The 19469-nt window shown below is 71.2% G+C and carries 20 protein-coding genes; 4 read left to right on the top strand and 16 right to left on the bottom strand.

Annotation, left to right across the window (positions count from 1 at the left end; translation table 11 throughout):
* Positions 1-3 precede the first annotated feature (3 nt).
* From RIF65_RS12670 to RIF65_RS12610, 13 genes are all read right to left on the bottom strand, one after another.
* Complete coding sequence (locus tag RIF65_RS12670; RefSeq protein ID WP_309064989.1) at positions 4-1836, bottom strand: YhgE/Pip family protein; 1833 nt, start codon at positions 1834-1836, stop codon at positions 4-6.
* Complete coding sequence (locus RIF65_RS12665; protein ID WP_309064988.1) at positions 1833-2459, bottom strand: hypothetical protein; 627 nt, start codon at positions 2457-2459, stop codon at positions 1833-1835. Before RIF65_RS12665 ends, RIF65_RS12670 begins: the two co-directional genes overlap by 4 nt.
* On the bottom strand, positions 2456-3079 hold the full coding sequence (locus RIF65_RS12660; RefSeq protein ID WP_309064987.1) for a TetR/AcrR family transcriptional regulator: 624 nt from the start codon (positions 3077-3079) through the stop codon (positions 2456-2458). Before RIF65_RS12660 ends, RIF65_RS12665 begins: the two co-directional genes overlap by 4 nt.
* Before the next feature lie 206 nt (positions 3080-3285).
* Positions 3286-4731, bottom strand: coding sequence for an argininosuccinate synthase (argG, locus tag RIF65_RS12655; RefSeq protein WP_309064986.1), 1446 nt, complete (start codon positions 4729-4731; stop codon positions 3286-3288).
* 48 nt (positions 4732-4779) lie between these two features.
* On the bottom strand, positions 4780-5196 hold the full coding sequence (locus RIF65_RS12650) for a PIN domain-containing protein (protein ID WP_309064985.1): 417 nt from the start codon (positions 5194-5196) through the stop codon (positions 4780-4782).
* Positions 5180-5413 (bottom strand): AbrB/MazE/SpoVT family DNA-binding domain-containing protein, encoded by a 234-nt coding sequence (locus tag RIF65_RS12645; RefSeq protein WP_309064984.1) that lies wholly within the window; start codon positions 5411-5413, stop codon positions 5180-5182. Before RIF65_RS12645 ends, RIF65_RS12650 begins: the two co-directional genes overlap by 17 nt.
* A 34-nt stretch (positions 5414-5447) precedes the next feature.
* The gene (locus RIF65_RS12640) at positions 5448-6572 is read right to left on the bottom strand and encodes a hypothetical protein (RefSeq protein ID WP_309064983.1); all 1125 of its coding nucleotides are present in this window, start codon (positions 6570-6572) and stop codon (positions 5448-5450) included.
* Positions 6566-7363: a hypothetical protein gene (locus RIF65_RS12635; protein WP_309064982.1), complete on the bottom strand. Its 798-nt coding sequence runs from the start codon at positions 7361-7363 to the stop codon at positions 6566-6568. The genes RIF65_RS12640 and RIF65_RS12635 overlap by 7 nt, the downstream gene beginning before the upstream one ends.
* Positions 7360-8412 (bottom strand): vWA domain-containing protein, encoded by a 1053-nt coding sequence (locus tag RIF65_RS12630; RefSeq protein ID WP_309064981.1) that lies wholly within the window; start codon positions 8410-8412, stop codon positions 7360-7362. The genes RIF65_RS12635 and RIF65_RS12630 overlap by 4 nt, the downstream gene beginning before the upstream one ends.
* Positions 8409-9395 (bottom strand): VWA domain-containing protein, encoded by a 987-nt coding sequence (locus RIF65_RS12625; protein WP_309064980.1) that lies wholly within the window; start codon positions 9393-9395, stop codon positions 8409-8411. Before RIF65_RS12625 ends, RIF65_RS12630 begins: the two co-directional genes overlap by 4 nt.
* Positions 9386-9874, bottom strand: a complete 489-nt coding sequence (locus RIF65_RS12620; RefSeq protein WP_309064979.1) for a hypothetical protein — start codon at positions 9872-9874, stop codon at positions 9386-9388. Before RIF65_RS12620 ends, RIF65_RS12625 begins: the two co-directional genes overlap by 10 nt.
* A complete protein-coding gene (locus tag RIF65_RS12615) occupies positions 9861-10745 on the bottom strand; it encodes a DUF58 domain-containing protein (RefSeq protein ID WP_309064978.1) in 885 nt (294 codons plus the stop codon). The genes RIF65_RS12620 and RIF65_RS12615 overlap by 14 nt, the downstream gene beginning before the upstream one ends.
* Positions 10746-10807: 62 nt before the next feature.
* Positions 10808-11911, bottom strand: a complete 1104-nt coding sequence (locus tag RIF65_RS12610; protein WP_309064977.1) for an AAA family ATPase — start codon at positions 11909-11911, stop codon at positions 10808-10810.
* A gap of 152 nt (positions 11912-12063) precedes the next feature.
* On the opposite strand from RIF65_RS12610, the gene RIF65_RS12605 reads away from it, so the two are divergent.
* Both RIF65_RS12605 and RIF65_RS12600 read left to right on the top strand, forming a co-directional pair.
* Positions 12064-12624, top strand: coding sequence for a hypothetical protein (locus tag RIF65_RS12605; RefSeq protein WP_309064976.1), 561 nt, complete (start codon positions 12064-12066; stop codon positions 12622-12624).
* Between the two features lie 9 nt (positions 12625-12633).
* Positions 12634-13830: a cytochrome P450 gene (locus tag RIF65_RS12600; protein WP_309064975.1), complete on the top strand. Its 1197-nt coding sequence runs from the start codon at positions 12634-12636 to the stop codon at positions 13828-13830.
* Between the two features lie 76 nt (positions 13831-13906).
* Here the strand turns inward: RIF65_RS12600 and RIF65_RS12595 are convergent, their stop codons facing one another.
* Both RIF65_RS12595 and RIF65_RS12590 read right to left on the bottom strand, forming a co-directional pair.
* Entirely contained in the window at positions 13907-14821 is a 915-nt protein-coding gene (locus tag RIF65_RS12595; protein ID WP_309064974.1) for a hypothetical protein, read from the bottom strand.
* Entirely contained in the window at positions 14818-15546 is a 729-nt protein-coding gene (locus RIF65_RS12590; protein WP_309064973.1) for a Pr6Pr family membrane protein, read from the bottom strand. The genes RIF65_RS12595 and RIF65_RS12590 overlap by 4 nt, the downstream gene beginning before the upstream one ends.
* Before the next feature lie 168 nt (positions 15547-15714).
* On the opposite strand from RIF65_RS12590, the gene RIF65_RS12585 reads away from it, so the two are divergent.
* Positions 15715-17001, top strand: a complete 1287-nt coding sequence (locus RIF65_RS12585; protein ID WP_309064972.1) for an adenylosuccinate synthase — start codon at positions 15715-15717, stop codon at positions 16999-17001.
* Between the two features lie 144 nt (positions 17002-17145).
* Positions 17146-18264 carry a lactonase family protein gene (locus RIF65_RS12580; RefSeq protein ID WP_309064971.1) on the top strand — a complete coding sequence of 373 codons (1119 nt, stop codon included), beginning with the start codon at positions 17146-17148 and terminating at the stop codon, positions 18262-18264.
* Positions 18265-18271: 7 nt separating this feature from the next.
* Here RIF65_RS12580 and RIF65_RS12575 read toward each other — a convergent pair whose 3' ends face one another.
* Positions 18272-19462: an AI-2E family transporter gene (locus RIF65_RS12575; protein WP_309064970.1), complete on the bottom strand. Its 1191-nt coding sequence runs from the start codon at positions 19460-19462 to the stop codon at positions 18272-18274.
* Positions 19463-19469 lie beyond the last annotated feature (7 nt).

Here is a 19469-nt window from a genome sequence, read left to right as displayed (position 1 = left end):
GGATCAGCCGATCAGACTCGGTTGCAGGTCCCGCAGCGTGCGCCGGTGCGTCATGCGGGTGACGCCCGCGGCGGCGAGCGTCAGCGCGCCGCCCAGCCAGATCCCGAGCACTGCAAGATCGCTCCATGCGCGGGATATATCGCCTCCGGCGTACATCAGCTGGCGCATCGCGTCGACGACGAATCCCAGCGGGAGCACGTGGTGCAGCGCCGCGAGCGGCTGGGGCAGCGTCTGCCATGGGAACGTCCCACCCGCGGTGACGAGCTGCAGCACCATCAGCACCAGACCGAGGAACTGGCCGACCGATCCGAGCCAGACGTTCAGGGCGAGGATGATAGCGGCGAACGTCGCCGACGCGAACATCATCACCCCGAGAGTGCCCAGCGCGTTGTGGAAGGTGAACCCGAGGGCGATCGCGAGTACGCCGAGCAGGCCCACCATCTGCAGCGCGCCGAACAGCGCGGGGGTCAGCCACCCGGCGAGGGTGATCCGCAACGGCGAGTGGAGTGCGGTGACGGCGCGACGCGAGATCGGCTTGACGATGAGGAACAGTGCATAGATGCCGATCCAGGCCGCCAGCGCCGCGAAGAATGGGGCGAGCCCCGCGCCATAGTGCTCGGCCGACGCCACCTTCTCGGCGGAGACGGTGACCGGGTCGGAGATCACCGATGCCTGTGCGGAGCGCAGGTCTGCAGTCGACGGAGGGATCTGCTGCTGTCCCGACGCCAGGGCATCGCGCAGCGAGGCCGTGCCGTCATGCAGTGTCGCCAGCCCGTCGCGCAGCGCGATGGCGCCGTCGCGGGCGGAGGCGGCGCCATCGGCGGCGGTGCCGGTGCCTACGGCGAGCGTCTCGGCGCCGGATGCCACGCTCGCGGCTCCCGCAGCCAGCTGGTCGACCTTCTCGACGGCATCCTGCACGGCGGTGTTGCCGTCGCGGAGGCGGTCACCGAGCGGGTCGAGACCGTCGAGCACCCGGTCGATCTGCTCCTGACCGAGGCCTTGGTCGGCCATGCGGGCGGCGAGGTCCGCGCGCACCTGCGGCAGCGCGTCGGTGGCGCTCTGCACGGCCGAGCCGGCCCGATCCGCCGCCTGCGCGAGCTCGGCGTTGCCGTCGCGCACCTGGCGGGCACCGTCGGCGAGCCGACGGGCGCCGTCGGCCAGCTGCGCCGTGCCGGATGCCAGTCGCGTGTTGCCGTACGCGAGTTCCGAGCTGCCGGATGCCGCCGTGCCGGCGCCATCGGTGAGCTGCGTGGCCCCTGCGGCGGCTTCGCCGAGCTTGTCGCGCACGTCGCTGAGTGCAGTCAGCAACGTTTCCGCGGCGGTGTCGCTCACCATCTCCGACACGGAGCTGCGGATCTTCTCGACCGCCTGCGTACCGATGGACGATGCCAGGTAGTTGTTGGCGTCGTTGGTCTCCAGCTCGAGCAGAGCGCGGCGCGGGTCGGCGCCGGAAGCCGAGACGAGCGCCTCGGAGAAGTCCGCGGGGATCCGCACCGTGAAGTCGACCCTGCCGTCCTGCAGAGCGCGCGCGGCCTCGGCCGAGCTCATCACCTTCCAGTCGAAGGCGTGCCCTTCGATCAGCTCGTCGGCGACGTCGTGTCCGTAGTTCACGCGTTCGGCGGTGCCACCGGTGGCCGCGCCGGTCGTGGCGCCCTCGTCGTCGACGACCAGCGCGACGGGAACCTCGGCGAACTTGCCGTACGGGTCCTGGTTCGCCCACAGGTAGAGCCCGCCGTACAGGATGGGCACACACATCAGGGCGATGAGCGCCACCACCGCCATCGGGCTGGCGGTGAGTCGGCGCAGCTCCGCCGCGATCATCGAGGGCACCTTCATCGAGGGATCGCCTCCTCCAGGGCATGCAGGTCCGGCATCCGCTCGATCGCAGCCGCGGCGGAGCCGCCGACGATCACCAGCACGGCGAAGCCGCGGTCGGCGAACTCCTGGGCGATGCGGGTCCAGCCGTCCGGGCCGCCGCCGTGCCGGTCGGGGTGGACGATCACGAGGCCTTCGACGCCCCTGCGCAGCACCGCGAGCTCGCAGAGGATCCGCACCCGAGCGGCGGGGTCGACGGTGCCGAACGGGGCGCTTGCGAGTTCGTCGTAGCCCAGGTTCCGCAGCCAGCGACGCGCGTGGAGCGGTGTGGCCGGTCGGCCCGCGAACATCAGCTCCTCGCCGACGACCGCCGCGAGCGTGACACCGGGGTGCGGATCGCTGACGTCCGGTGCATCCACGAGCGCGACGCTGCGGCGGAGCCGCCTGGCATCCGCGTCGTCGTCGATCGTCACCCGCCCGGTGTCCGGCTTCATCCGTCCGGACGCGATGAGGCCGAGGACGGTGGGGCGTTGCTCGGTCTCGCAGTGCGCGAAGTGCGCGCGTCCGGTCTCGAACTCGAGGGTCGTCCCGGGCAGCGCCTGCCCTCGACGGCCCTTGCTGACGCCTTCCAGGACGACTCTCATTCCGGGTCGCCGTCCTCGGCGAGCACATCGGGGTGCTCGCGCAGCAGTGCGTCCGCTTCGCGCCAGGACATGCCGGCGATGCTCAGCACCGTGCGCACCGCGATGTCGGCCGCGGCAGGGGAGGACGCGTCGGTGCGCGAGACCACGGTGCGCGAGACCTCTTCGATCAGCCGCGCGAGCGTCGGCGCGGCGAGGTCGGTACGGAACGAGCCGTTGCCCTGACCGCGCGTGACCAGCGCGGCCACGGTGCGGCGCAGCGGTGCGAGCGCCTCGGCGGTCTGAGCGACGTGCGCGTCGTCGAGAGCCAGCGCCGCCGCGACCTGCACGTGCGCAGCCTCGCGCCACAGTCGAGCGGCGAGGCGGGCGAGCGCGAGTCGGCTGTCGGTGTCGCTCACCGACGCCGCGATGACGTTGAACCGCTGCGCGCCGGTGGCGATCAGTTCGCGGATCAGGGCGTCGCGGTCGTCGAAGTGCCCGTACAGGGTGCGTCGCGACAGGCCTGCGGTGCGGGCGATGGCGTCCACCGAGGCGTGCGGGTCGAGGGCGAGCGCGGCGCGGGCGGCATCCAGGATGCCGGAGCGGTTCTCGAGCCCGTCGCGGCGGGGAGCACGGGTGGTCATGCCACCAGCGTAGCTATCCTGCACACTAGTGTGCAAGATAATTCAGGCAACTCGCAGGCTCCGAGGCGCGATCGTTCACAACTCAGGAACAACCGGGGGCAAGGTGCCCGGAATCCGGCGCTTTCGGCCTGGAATCGCCGATCGTTCCTGAGTTGTGAACGCGAATGTCGGGTGTCGGCCCCGATGTGAACTGGGGCCGGCGGCCGTCAGTCCGTGCCGGAGTCGAACGCCGCGCCCTCGGAGGCCGAGTCGACGGCATCCGTCAGCGCCTCGTCGGCCTCGGAGACCGAGCCGTGCACCGCCTCGGTGATCTCGCCCGCCTCGCCGGCGGTGACCCGACCCACGAGCTCGCCGGTGGCGCCGCCGACCAGGCCGAGACCGGCGTACTGCTCCAGTCGCGAGCGGGAGTCGGCGATGTCGAGGTTGCGCATGGTGAGCTGGCCGATGCGGTCGACCGGGCCGAAGGCCGCGTCGCCGACGCGCTCCATCGACAGCTTCTCGGGGGCGTACGACAGGTTCGGCGACACGGTGTCGAGGATCGTCCAGTCGTCGCCGCGACGCAGGCGGATGGTGACCGAGCCCGAGATGGTGGATCCGACCCAGCGCTGGATCGACTCGCGCAGCATCAGGGACTGCGGCTCCAGCCAGCGGCCCTCGTACATCAGGCGGCCCAGGCGCCGGCCCTGCTCGTGGTAGGTGGCGAGGGTGTCCTCGTTCAGGATGCCGTTGACGAGGCGCTCGTAGGCGATGAACAGCAGCGCCATGCCCGGGGCCTCGTAGATGCCGCGCGACTTCGCCTCGATGATGCGGTTCTCGATCTGGTCGCTCATGCCCAGGCCGTGCCGGCCGCCGATCGCGTTCGCCTCCTGCACGAGCGCGACCGGGTCGGAGAACTCCGTGCCGTTGATCGCCACGGGGCGGCCGCCGTCGAAGGTGACGGTGACGTCCTCGGCGTCGATGGCCACGGACGGGTCCCAGAACTTCACGCCCATGATCGGGTCGACGGTCTCCAGCGAGACGTCCAGGTGCTCCAGGGTCTTCGCCTCGTGCGTGGCGCCCCAGATGTTGGCATCCGTCGAGTACGCCTTCTCGGCCGAGTCGCGGTACGGGAAGCCGTGCGCGACGAGCCACTCGCTCATCTCCTTGCGCCCGCCCAGCTCGGTGACGAAGTCGGCGTCGAGCCAGGGCTTGTAGATCCGCAGCCGAGGGTTGGCGAGCAGGCCGTAGCGGTAGAACCGCTCGATGTCGTTGCCCTTGTAGGTCGAGCCGTCGCCCCAGATGTCGACGCCGTCCTCGCGCATGGCGCGCACCAGCAGCGTGCCCGTGACGGCGCGGCCCAGCGGGGTGGTGTTGAAGTACGTCTTGCCGCCGGAGCGGATGTGGAAGGCGCCGCAGGACAGGGCGACGAAGCCCTCCTCGACCAGCGCCGTCTTGCAGTCGATCAGGCGCGAGGTCTCGGCGCCGTACTCCAGCGCGCGGCCCGGGATCGAGGCGATGTCGTCCTCGTCGTACTGCCCGAGGTCGCCGGTGTAGGTGTACGGCACCGCCCCCTTATCGCGCATCCACGCGACGGCGACGGAGGTGTCGAGACCACCGGAGAACGCGATGCCGACGCGCTCGCCGACGGGGAGGGACTGGAGGACCTTGGACATGCGTTCCAGTCTATCGGCGGGGCCGCGGCCGCCCGTGGCGCGTGACGCTCAGACCAGTCGCACGTCCACGCCGAGCGCGGCGTAGGTGCCGAGCGCCCGGCGGTCGCGCGTCATCAGCGGAATGCCGGCGTGGCCGGCGGCGAGCCCGACCAACCCGTCGTAGACGGAGCCCCCCGCTATGCCGGCAGCTGCGAGGTCGGCGACAGCACTGAGCGCCAGAGTCTCGGGAAGCGCCACGGAGCGGGGGAACTCAGTGGTGATCGCGCGCGCCGCTTCCGCGGCGCTCACGCGATCGGGGCGGGGCAGCCTGGTCAGCACTGAGTACGTCTCCACCAGGGCGTGGCCGGCGAGCCCGAGCACCAGACCGGCGCAGGCCTCGCGCATGACCGCGTGTGCGGCGTGATCCGCGGCGAGCAGGGCGACCGCCGCGCTCGTGTCGAGCAGCAGATCAGCGCTGGTCGGCAAGACGCAACTCGCGGACGTCGTCGTCGGTCAGGGCGCTGCCGGTTGCCGGCAGAACGAGCCTGCCGTCCTGCTCCACGAACCGGCCCGTCGCCTCGGCCTCGATGCGCACGCCCGTTCCGTCCATCACCACGTCGACCGGGCCGGGGACGAGCCCGACCTTCTCACGGATGGCAGCCGGGATGACGATCCGGCCGGCCTTGTCCATGGTGGTCTTCATACCATCAGAATACCATTCGAGTGGCAGACGCCCCCTAGAACCCGGGGTACTCCTGCATCCGCTCCTCGAACTCCGCGCGGTCCTTCTCGCTCAGCAGCTGCCGGCCGAAGATGGTCAGCTGCACGCCCTCGAGCGGCTCGCCGGTCTGATCCGCCAGTGCCTGCCGCTGGATGCGGAAGTCGCCGGTGGTGTCCTTGGACAGGTCGTAGACGTTCGCGTAGAACCGCAGGGGGTCGGGGTAGGTGTCGCTGTAGTACTCCCAGGTGTGCTGGCGTTCCTCGTCGGCCGACCCGTACAGCTTCGCGATCATGTCGTCGGAGATGCCGGTGCCGCGCTGATTCAGTGCGTACAGCTCGTACATCCCGCGCTCGACCAGCACCTCGCTGATGACCGCCATCACCGCGCGCTTGCGATCGTTGTCCTGCACGGGCTGCTCGGTGGTCCACGATGTGGACGTGTACCGCTTCAGCATCGACTCGCCGCCGTAGCCGTTGCGCTCAGGGCTGACGTCGACCTCGCTGCTCTGCACCCACGTGTACCCGAACTCGTCCGACAGCCGGTCGCGGATCGCCGCCATCAGCGCATCGCCCTCGGCCTGCACGCTCTCCAGCGACGGCTGGTCGAGGATCTGCCCCTCCGAAACGCCCTTGATGCCGGGATACGCCTGCTCGTGCCGCTGCTCCTCGCTCTTCGTGCCGTCGTAGTCGTGCGTCGCGGCCGACACCAGCGTGCCGAGCGCGCCGACGGTGGCCACGTTGAGCACCAGCGTCACCGCGAGGGAGATCGCCCCCAGCATCCGCCCGCGCCGGGTGAGCAGGGCAGCGACGATCACTCCGACGACGACCAGCTGCACCACGAGCAGGGTCGGACCGTACAGTGCGTCGGTGCCGCCGGCACCCATCATGATCAGCAGCGCGATGGTGAACAGGACGGTGACGATGATCGCCGCGAGCCCGATCGTGTTCGTCCCCCGCTCGCCCACCTGGGGGTCGGTGTAGGTCACCGAGCCGGATGCCGTCGCGCCGGGTGCCGTGGGCAGGCCCGCTGCGGCGTCCAGGGATGCGGCGACCCGCCGCGCCCCGTGATATCCGCCGGGCGGGGGCAGCGGCGGCGCCCCCTCGGAGCCGCCCACGTACTTCGTGCGCTGCTTCTCTACCATGGCTTGTCCGTCCCGCCGCCCCCGCCGTCGCCCTGGTCGCCGTCGAGCTGGTCCTCGCGCTCCTGGGCGCCCTGGTTGAGCCGGTCCTCGATGTCGTCGAGGTCCTCCTGCGACGGCTGCGGCTCCTCGGACTCCTGCGGCTGCTCACCGCCGCCCTGGTCCGGGTTCTGCTGCTGCTGGCTGTTCTGCTGCTTCTCCTGCTGGCGTTGCTCGTTCTGCTCGAGGGTGTCGCTCATGTTCCGGTTCGGGTCGGGCGATCGCTCCTGGGCGGATTCGCTGCTGCACTCCTCGGGAGTCTCCACGGTCATCTGCAGGGCCTCGCCGTACAGCTCGGCCGCTGCGGCGGCGCGGCCATCGGCCTGCGCCGCATCACCCATCCGCTCCATCACCAGCGACAGGTTGATGCGGACGTAGCAGACCTCCAGGCCCTGGGCGAGAGGCAGCGCCTCCTCCAGTTCGGACCGGGCCTGCGGCAGCGAGTCCCCTCCGGCCAGCGCGGTGCCGATGTTGTACGGCGCCTTGAACTGCTCGAACCAGTTCAGCCAGTCCTGCCCTCGGGCGGCCGCCTCCGACTCCGCATAGCCGCCGACGATGAACGAGCTGATCGAGTGGTGGGCGAACGCGTACATGCTGAGCACCTTGGCCACGAAGAACAGGGCGGCCAGCGTCAGCGGCAGGGTGCCGATCGCGATCCACCGCCGCACCCGGCGGCGACGCCGGTTCGCGGCGAGGAGTGCCGCTGCGGCATCCGCCTGCGTCGGCGCGGTCGGCTGCTCGACGACGAGGGTCATCGCGCGTCTCCCTTCCTGGGAGCGGGAGCGGGAGCGGGAGCGGGCGCGGTCAGCCCGCGCAGGCCGACCACCTGCTGGGTGGCGCGCACCAACTCGACCGCGATGAGACCGATCAGCGCCAGCGCGAGGATCCAGTACAGCTCGATCACGTTGCCGACCTCGCCCGAGACCGAATAGTCGGTCGTGCTGGTCGGGGCCTCCGGCAGCGCGATCTCTGCGTCGGCCGAGCGGGCCTGGTACGGCACCCCGAGCTGCTCGGAGATGCGCCGCAGGTTGTCCTCGTCGCGCACCGACAGCGCCGGCTCGCCCTGGTACTGGATGTACTCGTCCTCGGCCTGGGCACCCGAGCCCGTCGAGAGCCGCCCGGTGGTCTTCTTCATCGGGCCGCCCTCGGTGGTGCCGTACCCGAGCACCGCGCCGCCGTCGACGTACTTCGCGCTGGACGAGAAGGATTCCGGCTCGGTGGACGCCGTCTGCTCCCCGTCGCCGAAGTAGAACACCATCCGGCTGCGTTCCGGCGCGGACTGCGCGGCGGCCGAGAGCGTCTCGGCCAGCATCCGGTTCGCGATCCCGATCGAGCTGCCGCGGGATTGATCGGTCACTTCGGGGCGCAGCACGTCGAGCGACGACATCAGCGCGGTGGCATCCGTCGTCAGCGGCAGACGCTGCTGGGCCGCCGCGTCGAAGGTGATGAGCGAGAAACGCGCCCCCGGGTATTCGTCGACGATCGACTGCGCGTCGGCGCGGACGCCGTCCAGGCGCGGGCGGTCGCCGTCCCAGTCCTCCGCGACGATGCTGGCGGTGGTGTCGATGACGAGCACGATGTCGGTGTCGGTCGCGAGGGTCTGTGCGGTGCCGCCAGGGATGCCGGGGCGCAGCAGCATCCCGAACACGACGAGCACCATCGCCAGGCGCACCGCCCAGATCCAGCGCGGCGCCTGACCGCTCCCCGCTGCCGGGCGTCGGATGAGACCTCGTGCCGCGAGGTAGGCGAGCGGCGCGCACAGCAGCACCAGCAGCAGCGGATGCAGGACGGGGTGCAGAATCATGCGCGCACCCTCCACAGCAGCACCAGGAAGCCGAGCACGCCCGCCAGCATCGCGGCGATCCACAGGTCGGGGTCGTCGACCCGGATCACCTGCGCCTGACCTTTGAGGGCCGTGGCCTCCTGCTTCTGGATCTCGGCGATGATGTCGCCGACCGTCGTGGTGTCGCGCAGGGCGTAGGACTGCCCGCCGGTGAGCTCGGCCGCGTTCGTCAGCTCGGCGCTGACCTGGGCGTCCTTGCCCTGCACCGGGTTGATGGCGTAGACGCGCACTTCCTTCGCCGTCGCGTACTGGGCCGCCTCCTCGACGGTGAGGATCGACGCGCCGGCGAGCTCGTTGTCGGTGGCCAGGATCACCGAGCGGCTGCGCTCGTCGTCGGCGTGGTCGAAGCGCAGGGTGCACGCCGCCAGGCCGTCGCCGATCAGCGACGCCCCGGGGCCGTTGAGTGTGCCGACCCAGTGCTCGGGGGTCTCGCTGGTGTAGTCGAAGCTCTCGCGCACGCGGCTGAGCTGCTCCTTCACGAACGCGTAGTCGTCGGTGAGCGGGAACACCTGCACCGGCGAGCTGTTGAAGATCGTCAGGCCGATCCGCTCGCCCTCGAAGCCCTCGAGCAGCTCGAGGAACACGTCCAGCACCTCGACGTCGACGTCCGACATCGAGCCGGACACGTCCAGGCACAGCATGATGTCCCGGCTGGTGTCGATGGGTTGGATGGTCTTCGGCGCCATCGGGCGAGCCGCGACGACGCCGCCGAGCAGCACCCCCACCGCGCCGAGCGCGAGGATGCCTCCGAGCATCGCCATGCGTCGCCGCACCGACGACCGGAACGACGGGAGTGTGCGCAGCCGCTCGGCACGCGACACCAGGGCCGCCTGACCGGGGTCGGTGCGGCGATGGCTGCGCAGGCCCAGCAGCACGCCGAGACCGATCGCGACGACCAGCACGCCGGCGGCCACGAGCAGCATCCACCACTGGTTCAGTGCCACGTCGTCACCACCCTGCGCGCCGCCTCGGCGCCGTAGACGGGGTCGATGGCCGGGCCGCGCTGGAAGATGCTCGGGTAGTAGTGCCGGCGGATGGCGTCGATGAGCGCGGGGTCGACGCCGCGGGCGATCAGGTCGTCGAGCGCGAGCACCGGCGCCTCGAGGCCGGAGTACTCGTTCACGAACCGGCGCACCAGACGGCTGAGCTCGAGATTGGCGCGTCGCGGGTCCATATTCCCGGCACGGTATGCGTCCTCGACGCGCTGCACGTCGGTCAGGTACTCGGTGCGCAGCCGGCTGAGGACATCGGCCGTGAGGGGCGTATACGCGGGGGCGCCGGCGAGCGTTATGGTCCGCCGAGGTCGGGTGAGGGCGATCACCAGCCAGGCGGCGGCGGCCAGCAGCACGAGGACGCCGAGCGCGAGCGCCACCCATCCCCAGCCGTACTGCACCGGGGGATACAGCTCGTCAGCGGCGGGCATGCGACCTCCTGTTGAGCATGGTGAGCAGGGCCGGCACAGCGGCATCCTGCCCGCCGATCTCGGTGTGCGTGATCTCCATCCCGCGCAGCACTTCGTGCCGGTGCGCCGTGTCGGCCGCCTCCCTGGCGGCCAGCTCGGCGGTGACGTCGGGGTCGCCGTGCACGAAGTCCGGCACCGCCCAGCTGCTGTCCACGTCGCGGCGGCGGGCGGCCGGGCGGCCGGCGGGAAGCACCGGCGGCGCGTCGCGCAGGGTCATCCAGAGCAGGTCGTGCTGCACATCGAGGCGTCGCAGCAGCCGTTCGGTCTCGTCGGTGATGGGCGCCTCGTCGGTGACCACGACGACGATCATGCGGCGGGCGATGTGCCGGGCGACGTAGCGCAGCAGTCCGTCGCGGTCGCTCGGCGCCGTGCTCTCGCGGGTCGCCTTCTCGATGGCCCGCAGGCCGTGCTCGAGGGCGCCCTCGCTGCGCCCAGGTGCGAGACGCCGGATGCCGGACGCGTCGCCGTACACGATGGAGAAGTCGTCGCCGTGCCGCACGGTGAGGAACCCGAGCGCACCGGTGACGAGCACCGAGAGCTCGCGCTTCGGGCGCTCGTCCTCGGCGAGGGCGTTCATGCCGCGGCCGGAATCCACCACGAACAGGATGGTGTGCATCCGCGTGGCGCGGGTGCGCTTGACCAGGGGAGCGCCCTGTTTGGCGGTCGCACGCCAGTCGATGTCGCGTACCTGGTCGCCGTACTCGTAGGGCCGGAGGTCTTCGAAGTCGAGGCTGCGCCCGCGCAGCAGCGAGGCGTACGCGCCGTCCAGCGCGTGCATCGACTTCTGCGATGAGCGGATGAAGAGCTTGCTCTTCACCTGGGTGATCAGCATCGGCATTCGTTGTCCTGGTTAGGTCCCTGAGCTTGTCGAAGGGCCCTGAGCCTGTCGAAGGGTCAGGGCGTGGGGACCGAGGCGAAGATCTGGTCGATGATCTCCTCGCTGCGCACGCCTTCGGCATCCGCTTCGAAGGTGAGCAGCACGCGGTGCCGCAGCACGAGGTGGCGGAGGGCGCGGACGTCCTCCGGCAGCACGTGCGCGCGGCCGTTGAGCAGCGCGAGGGCGCGCGACGCCTGCAGGAATGCGATGCTGGCGCGGGGGCTGGCGCCGTACTTGATGAACCGGGCGCGCTCCTCGCCGATGTACGGACCCGGATTCCGGGTGACGTAGGCGAGCTGCACGATGTAGTTGCGGATCGCGGGGTCGACGTAGATGCGCGACGCGATGTCCTGCAGCTCCTCGACGTCGTCGAGGCTGATCGCGCCCGGGACGTGCCGGTCGGGGTCGAGCACGCCGGAGTCGATCCGGTTCAGGATCTCGAACTCCTCGGCCGGGCTCGGGTACTCGACGATCTCCTTCAGCAGGAAGCGGTCCATCTGCGCCTCGGGCAGCTCGTAGGTGCCCTCCTGCTCGATCGGGTTCTGGGTGGCGATCACCAGGAACGGCTTGGGAAGCGGGTGGACCTCCCCGCCGATGGTGGTCTGGTGCTCCTGCATCGCCTCGAGCATGGCGCTCTGCGTCTTGGCGCTGGAGCGGTTGATCTCATCGAGCAGCACGAAGTTCGCGTGCACCGGGCCGAGCACCGTGCGGAACGTGCCGGACGAGGCGTCGTAGATCTGGTTGCCGGTGATGTCGCTGGGCAGCAGGTCGGGGGTGCACTGGATGCGCTTGAACTTGGCCTTGACCGTGTCGGCGAGGGTGGAGGCGGCCGTCGTCTTCGCCAGTCCCGGCACGCTCTCCAGCAGGATGTGCCCGCCCGCGGTGAGGGCGACGAGCAGGCTGGTGCGCAACCGGTCCTGCCCGACCATCTTCACCGCGTACGAGTCGGTGATGATCTTGAGGATCTCGTGCGCGCGGGTCAGCTCCGCCTGCGTCGGGGCGGGATGCCGGGATCCGGCGCTCGTCGGCGCAGGGGCGCTCGTGGGGGTCGAGGGACGCGTGGGCGCCGGGGGAGGAGGCGGTGAGGCCGCGGCGGGCGCAGGCACAGGGAAGTCGGTCATCGGCACTCTCCTCGCGAACCGGGGGACCGGCGACGATAGGTGTCCCCCGGGTACAGGGTAACCGTCGCACGCGTGCGTACGGCTGGGGAGCGCTCCCCACCCGGAGTCGCTCCGAATCGTCGTCCGCCGCACCGTCGGGAGAGGATGGTCGGATGCCTCGTCACACCAGCGCCATGCTTCTCGCCGTTCTCGCCGCCGCCGTCCTCGCGGGCTGCGCGCCCTCCTCGGGCGGCGGCGCCGGTACGGGTGGGACCCGTGAGTCGTCTCCGGCGGCGGCGCCCGCCTCCCCGGCATCCGTCGACCCGGTGGCGGCGGCCGACGTGCTCTGCGCCGAGTCCTCTCGCGGCGAGGGCGAGGCGTGCGTGCTCGAGGGCGTCACGGCGGCGGACGATCTCCGCTTCACCTCGTACCGGGTCGTCAAGCTGGTCGGCGGGTCGTTCGACGGGACGGTCGAGATCAGCGGCGCCGAGGAGGCGGTCGTCATCGACGGTTCCTTCGGGGGCGACCTCACGCTCGACCCGCGGGGCGGCTCGGTCGTGAAGGTCTCGACGATCGCGGGCACCCTCGCGATCGACGGCGGACACGGCGCGACCGTGGTGGACACCACGATCGGCGCCGACCTGCGCTGCGCCGCCGGCGTCCAGGCCGGTGGCGGCGGCAACGACGTCGCGGGCGCCGTCACGGGGACCTGCGACCGCACCGTCCGCCCCTAGAATCGCGGCATGAGCCGGACAGTGCCGTTCCTCGACCTCGCCGACACCGCCTTCGACGTGAACTCCGACGTCGTGCACGAGGCCCGCGACACCAGCTGGTACGCGGAGACGCCGTACGGCTGGGCGGTGCTGCGCTACGAGGAGGGCACGGCGCTGCTCAAGGATCGGCGCTTCCAGCAGGGCAACGCGCGCTGGCCGGCACAGAACGGCATCCACGACGGGCCGTGGCAGCAGTGGTGGGGTGAGACGCTGCTGAGCCTGGAGGGTGCCGACCACCTGCGGCTGCGGAAGCTCCTCGGCCCGGCGTTCCGCAACAAGACCATCGAGGCCATGCGCCCACGGTTCCAGGCGCTCGCCAACGAGCTCATCGACGCCTTCGCACCGCGCGGCCGCGTCGAGTTCGTCTCGGAGTTCGCCGAGCCGTACGCGTCCCGCATCCTCTGCTACCTGCTCGGGCTGCCCGATGACGAGTGGCCGCAGGTGGCGCACTGGGCGGACGATCTCGGAAAGTCCTTCGGCATCCGGGTCCGTGACGACCTGCCCCGCATCGAGGCAGCCCTCGAGGGGCTCACCGGCTACATCGAAGAGGTCATCGCCGACCGCATCGCGCACCCGCGGGACGATCTGGTCACCACGCTGGTGCAGGCGCACGAGGACGGCGACGCCCTCAGCCGCCGCGAGCTCAGCGTCGCGCTGGTGTTCCTCGCGTTCGCCGGCATGGAGACCACCCGCAACCAGCTCGGCCTCGCGCTGCAGACCTTCCTCGCGCATCCCGATCAGTGGGCGCTGCTGGCCGAGCGACCGGAGCTTGGCGGGCGGGCCGTCGAGGAGGTCATGCGCGTGAACCCGACGGTGACCTGGGTGACCCGGGAGGCGCTCGAGGACGTGGATCTCAACGGCCTGCACATCCCCAAGGGCGGCATCGTGCAGGTGCTGTCGCACGCGATCGGCACGGATCCGGCGAAGATGGGCGACGAGCCCGGATTCGACCTGCGCGTCGAGGATCGCCCGCTGCACTCCGGCTTCGGCGGCGGCATCCACCACTGCCTCGGCCACTTCGTCGCCCGCACCGACATGTCGGTCGCGCTGCCGCTGCTCGCCCAGCGGATGCCGGATGCCGAGCCTGACGGCACCGGCGAGTGGTTGCCCGTGTCGGGCAACACCGGGCCGGTGCGCTTCCCGATCCGGTTCACGCCCGGGCGCTGACCGCCGCCAGGAGTGACCGGGGCCGGTCCCGACTGCACCGCCGTGCACTCGGGACGCAGTGCGCCAACGGGAGCGCTCAGATGTCGTCGCGGCGAGCCTGGATAGCCGCGCCTGCGGTGCCGTCGGAGTAGGCCACCCGGATCATCGGGTTGTCGAGCCCCAGGTCGACGAGCGAGCGTCCGAACGTGATCGACCCGCGGCCGGTGGCGTCGAACGTCAGCGACCCGGCAGGCTCGCCGCCGTAACTGACGGATGCCGTCGCGCCCGGCTCTCCGCTGACCGTGAGCGTGTAGCCGCCGAGCACGCGGATGCCGAGCAGCCCGACCGTGTGGTTCTCGCTGAGCCCCAGGAAGTGCAGCGGGTCCGGTGCGGGCGGCGGGGCCGGCCGCCTCGGTGCCGGGGTCTCCGGTGCCGGCGCGCCCGGCCCAGGTGGCGGGGTCGCCGGCGGGTGCTGGGCGCCCGGGCCTTCCGCGCCTTGACCCTCCGCGCCTTGACCCTCCGCGCCGGGGGCCTCCGGCAGGGGCGCCGGCGCGCGGGTCTCTCCGGACTTCGGCGCCTCGGCATGCGGACTCGTACCCACCGGAGACATCGTCTCCGCGGGCCGTGGAGCATCCGTCGCCGCCGGCTCCGCGACGCCCCGACAGCGGGCGAGACCGGACAGACCTCCGCCCTCACCGGCGCGCGCACCCGCGCACGGCGCCGGCTCGGCGGCATCCGCTTCTCGCGACTCTACGGTGAACGCGGCTGACGTCGGGTCGTCACCGCCGCCACCGAGCAGGATGCCGCCCGAAATGGCGACCACGGCGGCCACGGCCGCGGCGACGCCCGCGAACAGAAGCCGGGTGGGGGCGAGCGCACCCTGCGGGCGGGCCGCCGGGGCGTGAGCGACCGGCGCCGCCGCGGGGAGCGGAGCCGCCACCAGGCTGCGGCGCGCGTCCCGGCGCAGAGGCGGGACGTCGCCGAACAGCGAGCCGAGCAGGTTCTCGGTCATTCCCGATCCACTAGGGCGAGAGGCTCGTCGACGTCGCCGACCCGCTGCGCGCGTCGGCGGCCCGCCCACACCACAGCCGCGCTCACACCGATGATCACGGCCGCGATGCCGACGACGTACACGGCCACGATGGCGTACCCGCCGGGCTGGTGCGGGTCGAGGAACGGATACGGGTACCAGTACGGGTTGCCGGTGCCCGGCGAGACGATCATGTTCGCCCGCACCAGGGTGTACACCGCCCACACGATCGGGAAGACCGCCGCGGCCAGCACCGTCGCCCACGGGAGGGCGCGGCGCCGCGGGGCGACGAGCACGTCCAGCAGCAGGAAGAGCGGGCCGATGAGGTGCAGCACCTCGTTCGACCATGGCACGGTCTGGCCCTGCGGCAGCTCGATGCCGCGCAGCAGCGTGTTGTAGACGACCCCGGTGATGATCATGTAGGTGCTCGCGCACACGAGCAGCATCGCCAGCCACCGCGGTTCGGCGACGGCATCCCGTCCCGCCGTCCACGCCCAGACGACGGCGATGAACAGCGCGAGCACGGCCGACAGGTTGGACAGGATGGTGAAGAAGCTGAAGAAGTTGGTGATCACGGTGGGCAGGTGCGAGGCCCACGGCGTCTCGGCGCGCAGCGCGATCTCGAGGGTGCGCTGCAGCTGGGCGAGGATCGCCGCGAGGATGAGCGCCGCTGCCACGAGCCGCGCGATGGGCCACCAGGTCGTCATGTTCGCCTCCGCAGGTCACCTTAGCGAGCCGAGGGCAACGGAGGCGCCTGATCCGAGCGGTTCCCCGAGCCGGAATCACCCCTCCGATAGGATGGGGTCGCCCGTTCGGGCCAGCTCATCGGCCGGTGCAACCCCGGCGAACAGCGGCAGCATCAGGGGGGTCCACCCATGCCAGGAATCGTGATCGTCGGCGTCCAGTGGGGCGATGAGGGCAAGGGCAAGGCGACCGACCTGCTCGGTGAGCGCACCGACTGGGTGGTGAAGTTCAACGGCGGCAACAACGCCGGGCACACCGTCGTCGTCGGCGACGAGAAGTACGCCCTGCATCTGCTGCCCTCCGGCATCCTCACCCCCGGCGTCAACGCCGTGATCGGCAACGGCGTCGTGGTCGACCTCGAGGTGCTGTTCAGCGAGCTGGAGGCGCTGTCGGCACGCGGCGTCGACGTCTCCAAGCTGCGGATCAGCGCGAACGCGCACCTGATCACCCAGTACCACCGCACGCTCGACAAGGTCACCGAGCGTTTCCTGGGCAAGCGCATGATCGGCACCACCGGCCGCGGCATCGGCCCCGCTTACGCCGACAAGATCAACCGCGTCGGCATCCGCGTGCAGGATCTGTTCGACGAGAACATCCTGCGCCAGAAGGTGGACGGCGCCCTCGACCAGAAGAACCACCTGCTCGTGAAGATCTTCAACCGCCGCGCCATCACCGCCGACGAGATCGTGGAGGACCTGCTCTCGTACGCCGAGCGCGTGCGTCCGATGGTCGCCGACACCGGCCACCTGCTCGACGAGGCGCTCGAGCGCGGCGACGTCGTCGTGTTCGAAGGCGGCCAGGCCACCATGCTCGACATCGACCACGGCACCTACCCGTTCGTGACCTCGTCCACAGCGACCGCGGCGGGGGCGGCATCCGGCTCCGGCGTCGGCCCGAACCGTCTCGACCGCATCGTCGGCATCGTCAAGGCGTACACCACGCGTGTCGGCTCCGGCCCGTTCCCGACCGAGCTGTTCGACGAGCAGGGCGAGTGGCTGCGCAAACAGGGCTTCGAGTTCGGCACCACCACCGGGCGCCCCCGGCGGGTCGGCTGGTACGACGCGCCGATCACCCGCTACGCCACCCGCGTGAACGGCATCACCGACCTGGTGCTCACCAAGCTCGACATCCTCACCGGTCTGGAGCGGATCCCGGTCTGCGTGGCGTACGACGTGGACGGCACCCGCTTCGACGACGTGCCGGTCAACCAGACGGACTTCCACCACGCCAAGCCGATCTACGAGTACTACCCGGGCTGGTCGGAGGACATCTCCACCGCCCGCCGGTTCGAGGACCTGCCGCAGACCGCGCAGGAGTACGTGCTGGCGCTCGAGGGCATGAGCAACACCCGCATCTCGGTGATCGGCGTCGGGCCGGAGCGCGACCAGGTGATCGTGCGTCACGACCTGCTGGACTGATCGGGTCGCCGTCGGCGGCGGGTTCGGCGAGCGAACGGCCTGCCGTCCAGTGCACGGGATATCGTCGCCGGTGAGCCGTGCACTCGACGCGAAGCCGTGCATTCGACGGGGGAGCTGTGCGTCCGGCGGGAGAGGGGAGCGCTCATGACGAGGTTCTGGACCGGCGGCTACGGCGCCGACATGGAGGGGGATGCCGCCGGCATCGGCTTCCTCGCGGTGGACGACGGCCGCGGACCGTCCACACTCGCCTACCGGGGCGTGGCGGCCGAGGCCGCCTCCCCGTCGTGGCTTGCGCAGCACCCCAGCCTGGACGTCGTGTACGCGGCGCTCGAGGGCGCCGGCCGGGTGCAGGCGTTCGCGCGCATTGGCGAGGGTTCGCTGCGGCCGCTCGGTGAGCCGGTTGAGGCGGGCGATGCGGTCTGCCATCTGGCCGTCTCCCCCGACGGGCGGATGCTGATCGCCAGCTGCTACGGCGACGGCAAGGTCGTCCACTACGGCATCGCTCCCGACGGCCGTCCCGTGCCGGCGGCGCCCGACCGCGCCGCCGCACTGCGGGAGGCGCTGTTCGGCCCTGCCGCGGGTTCCGAGGGCGCCGCGGGCTCGGCCGATGGGGCCGGGGCAGCGGCATCCGACCCCTATCCGACCCCGCCGGGGGAGGAGCCGCGCGCCTCGCACGCGCATTCCGCGATCTTTCTCCCCGGCGGCCGCGTGGCCACCGCCGACCTCGGCTTCGATCTCGTGCGGTTCTGGCGAGTCTCGGCGAACGCACTCACCCCCGACCATGAGGTGGTCCTGCCGCGCGGCACCGGCCCGCGGCACATGGTGCTGCATCCGAGCGGGCACCTGCACGTGGTCACGGAGTACTCCTGCGAGGTCTTCACCCTCGCATCCGGCCCGGACGGACGCTGGAGCGTCGTCTCGGCCACGATCGCCACGCCGATCGCCGAGCCAGGCGTCGACGCCGCCGCCGAGCTGGCCCGCTCCCGCGACGGCGCGACGCTGTACACGGCGCTCCGCGGCAGCAACACGCTGGCGGCGCTGCGCGTGCGCGGCGAGGGTGAGACGCTCGAGCCGTTCGCCGTGACCGACTCGGGCGTCGACTGGCCGCGGCACCACCTGGTCTACGACGGCACGCTGCTGGTGTCGGGTCAGCGCTCCGGCGAGGTCGCCGTCGTCGACCTCGATGAGCGCAGCGGTGCTCCTCGCGACGTGCGGCATGTCGCCGCGGTGCCGTCGCCGACGCAGGTGCTGCCGGTGCGCTGACGCGTGCTCAGTCGGCTCCGACCCTGGCGTCCTGCTTCGGGATCAGGATCTGGTTGATCATGATGAGGATGGATGCCGTCGCCGGAACGGCCACCAGAGCGCCGAGCAGCCCGAGCAGCGTGCCGGCCGCGAGCGCGCCGATCACCACCAGCGAGCCGGGCACCGAGACGGTGCGGCTCATCACCTTCGGGGTGAGCACGTACGCCTCGAACTGGATGTACACGAGGTAGATCACGCCGAAGATGAGCGCATGCACGGGGTCGGCGAGCAGCGCGGTCACCGTGCCGATGGCGAGGAACAGCAGCGGACCCACCAGCGGGATCAGCGTCACCAGGAACGCGATCGTCGCCATCAGCGGCGGGAATGGCAGCCCGAGCACCAGGTACAGCACGAACGCCACCAGGGCGTTCGCCGACGCCAGGATGACCATCCCCTGCACGTACCCGCCGACGGACTCGGTGATCTGGTCGACGATGTCGCGGGTCTGCTCGCGCTTGCGCGCCGGGGCCAGGCGCAGCATCGACGTCTTGATGCCAGGGAGGCCGACGACGAAGTAGATGGTGAGCACGAACACGACGACGAACGCGCTGATGCCGGTGGCGATGGAGGTGCCCACCTTCAGAGCGCCGCCGCCCAGCGCGGTGAGGGTCTTGCCGTCGGTGAGGAAGGCCTGCGCGTCGGCGAGCAGTGCCTCGACCTGCCCGCCGAACTGCGCCTCGAGCGCCGTGTACAGGTCGGTGCGCATGAAGTCGTCCACCACGTCCGGCACGGATTCGATGAACTTCGTGACCTGCTCGACGACGACCGGGACGATCATGACGAGCACCAGCGTCACCACGACCACGAGCGCCACGATCACGGAGGCGACGCTCAGCCCGCGTGACAGGCCGCGCCTTTCCAGCATCCGCACCGCCGGGTCGAGGCCGAGGGCGGCGAACAGGGCGATCGCGATGTAGATCAGCACCGTGGAGAGGTTGGTCAGCGCGATCGCCATGAGCAGGGCGGACAGTCCGCCCGCGGTGAGCAGGAAGCCGAGCCGGAACGGGCGGTCCATACGCGTCCAGATGGAGCGGCGGGGGAGCGGCGCCTCGACGGCCTCGGCGGGCAGGTCCTCGTCGGCGGCCGGAGGCGCGACGGCGGGAGGGGCGTCGGCCGAGGCCGGCAGGTCGGCGGCCGCGGTGGCGTCGTCGGTGCTCATGGCGACA

It is taken from the genome of Microbacterium sp. (assembly GCF_031180975.1).
Classification (GTDB): Bacteria; Actinomycetota; Actinomycetes; order Actinomycetales; family Microbacteriaceae; genus Microbacterium.
This window is presented reverse-complemented; position numbering and strand designations above follow the sequence as displayed.

What these genes read in the sequence shown, in the direction of transcription:
- RIF65_RS12670 (WP_309064989.1), bottom strand. Translation starts at nt 1,836, where the DNA reads ATGAAGGTGCCCTCGATGATCGCGGCGGAGCTGCGCCGACTCACCGCC.
- RIF65_RS12665 (WP_309064988.1), bottom strand. Translation starts at nt 2,459, where the DNA reads ATGAGAGTCGTCCTGGAAGGCGTCAGCAAGGGCCGTCGAGGGCAGGCG.
- RIF65_RS12660 (WP_309064987.1), bottom strand. Translation starts at nt 3,079, where the DNA reads ATGACCACCCGTGCTCCCCGCCGCGACGGGCTCGAGAACCGCTCCGGC.
- argG (WP_309064986.1), bottom strand. Translation starts at nt 4,731, where the DNA reads ATGTCCAAGGTCCTCCAGTCCCTCCCCGTCGGCGAGCGCGTCGGCATC.
- RIF65_RS12645 (WP_309064984.1), bottom strand. Translation starts at nt 5,413, where the DNA reads ATGAAGACCACCATGGACAAGGCCGGCCGGATCGTCATCCCGGCTGCC.
- RIF65_RS12640 (WP_309064983.1), bottom strand. Translation starts at nt 6,572, where the DNA reads ATGGTAGAGAAGCAGCGCACGAAGTACGTGGGCGGCTCCGAGGGGGCG.
- RIF65_RS12635 (WP_309064982.1), bottom strand. Translation starts at nt 7,363, where the DNA reads ATGACCCTCGTCGTCGAGCAGCCGACCGCGCCGACGCAGGCGGATGCC.
- RIF65_RS12630 (WP_309064981.1), bottom strand. Translation starts at nt 8,412, where the DNA reads ATGATTCTGCACCCCGTCCTGCATCCGCTGCTGCTGGTGCTGCTGTGC.
- RIF65_RS12620 (WP_309064979.1), bottom strand. Translation starts at nt 9,874, where the DNA reads ATGCCCGCCGCTGACGAGCTGTATCCCCCGGTGCAGTACGGCTGGGGA.
- RIF65_RS12615 (WP_309064978.1), bottom strand. Translation starts at nt 10,745, where the DNA reads ATGCTGATCACCCAGGTGAAGAGCAAGCTCTTCATCCGCTCATCGCAG.
- RIF65_RS12610 (WP_309064977.1), bottom strand. Translation starts at nt 11,911, where the DNA reads ATGACCGACTTCCCTGTGCCTGCGCCCGCCGCGGCCTCACCGCCTCCT.
- RIF65_RS12605 (WP_309064976.1), top strand. Translation starts at nt 12,064, where the DNA reads ATGCCTCGTCACACCAGCGCCATGCTTCTCGCCGTTCTCGCCGCCGCC.
- RIF65_RS12600 (WP_309064975.1), top strand. Translation starts at nt 12,634, where the DNA reads ATGAGCCGGACAGTGCCGTTCCTCGACCTCGCCGACACCGCCTTCGAC.
- RIF65_RS12595 (WP_309064974.1), bottom strand. Translation starts at nt 14,821, where the DNA reads ATGACCGAGAACCTGCTCGGCTCGCTGTTCGGCGACGTCCCGCCTCTG.
- RIF65_RS12590 (WP_309064973.1), bottom strand. Translation starts at nt 15,546, where the DNA reads ATGACGACCTGGTGGCCCATCGCGCGGCTCGTGGCAGCGGCGCTCATC.
- RIF65_RS12585 (WP_309064972.1), top strand. Translation starts at nt 15,715, where the DNA reads ATGCCAGGAATCGTGATCGTCGGCGTCCAGTGGGGCGATGAGGGCAAG.
- RIF65_RS12580 (WP_309064971.1), top strand. Translation starts at nt 17,146, where the DNA reads ATGACGAGGTTCTGGACCGGCGGCTACGGCGCCGACATGGAGGGGGAT.
- RIF65_RS12575 (WP_309064970.1), bottom strand. Translation starts at nt 19,462, where the DNA reads ATGAGCACCGACGACGCCACCGCGGCCGCCGACCTGCCGGCCTCGGCC.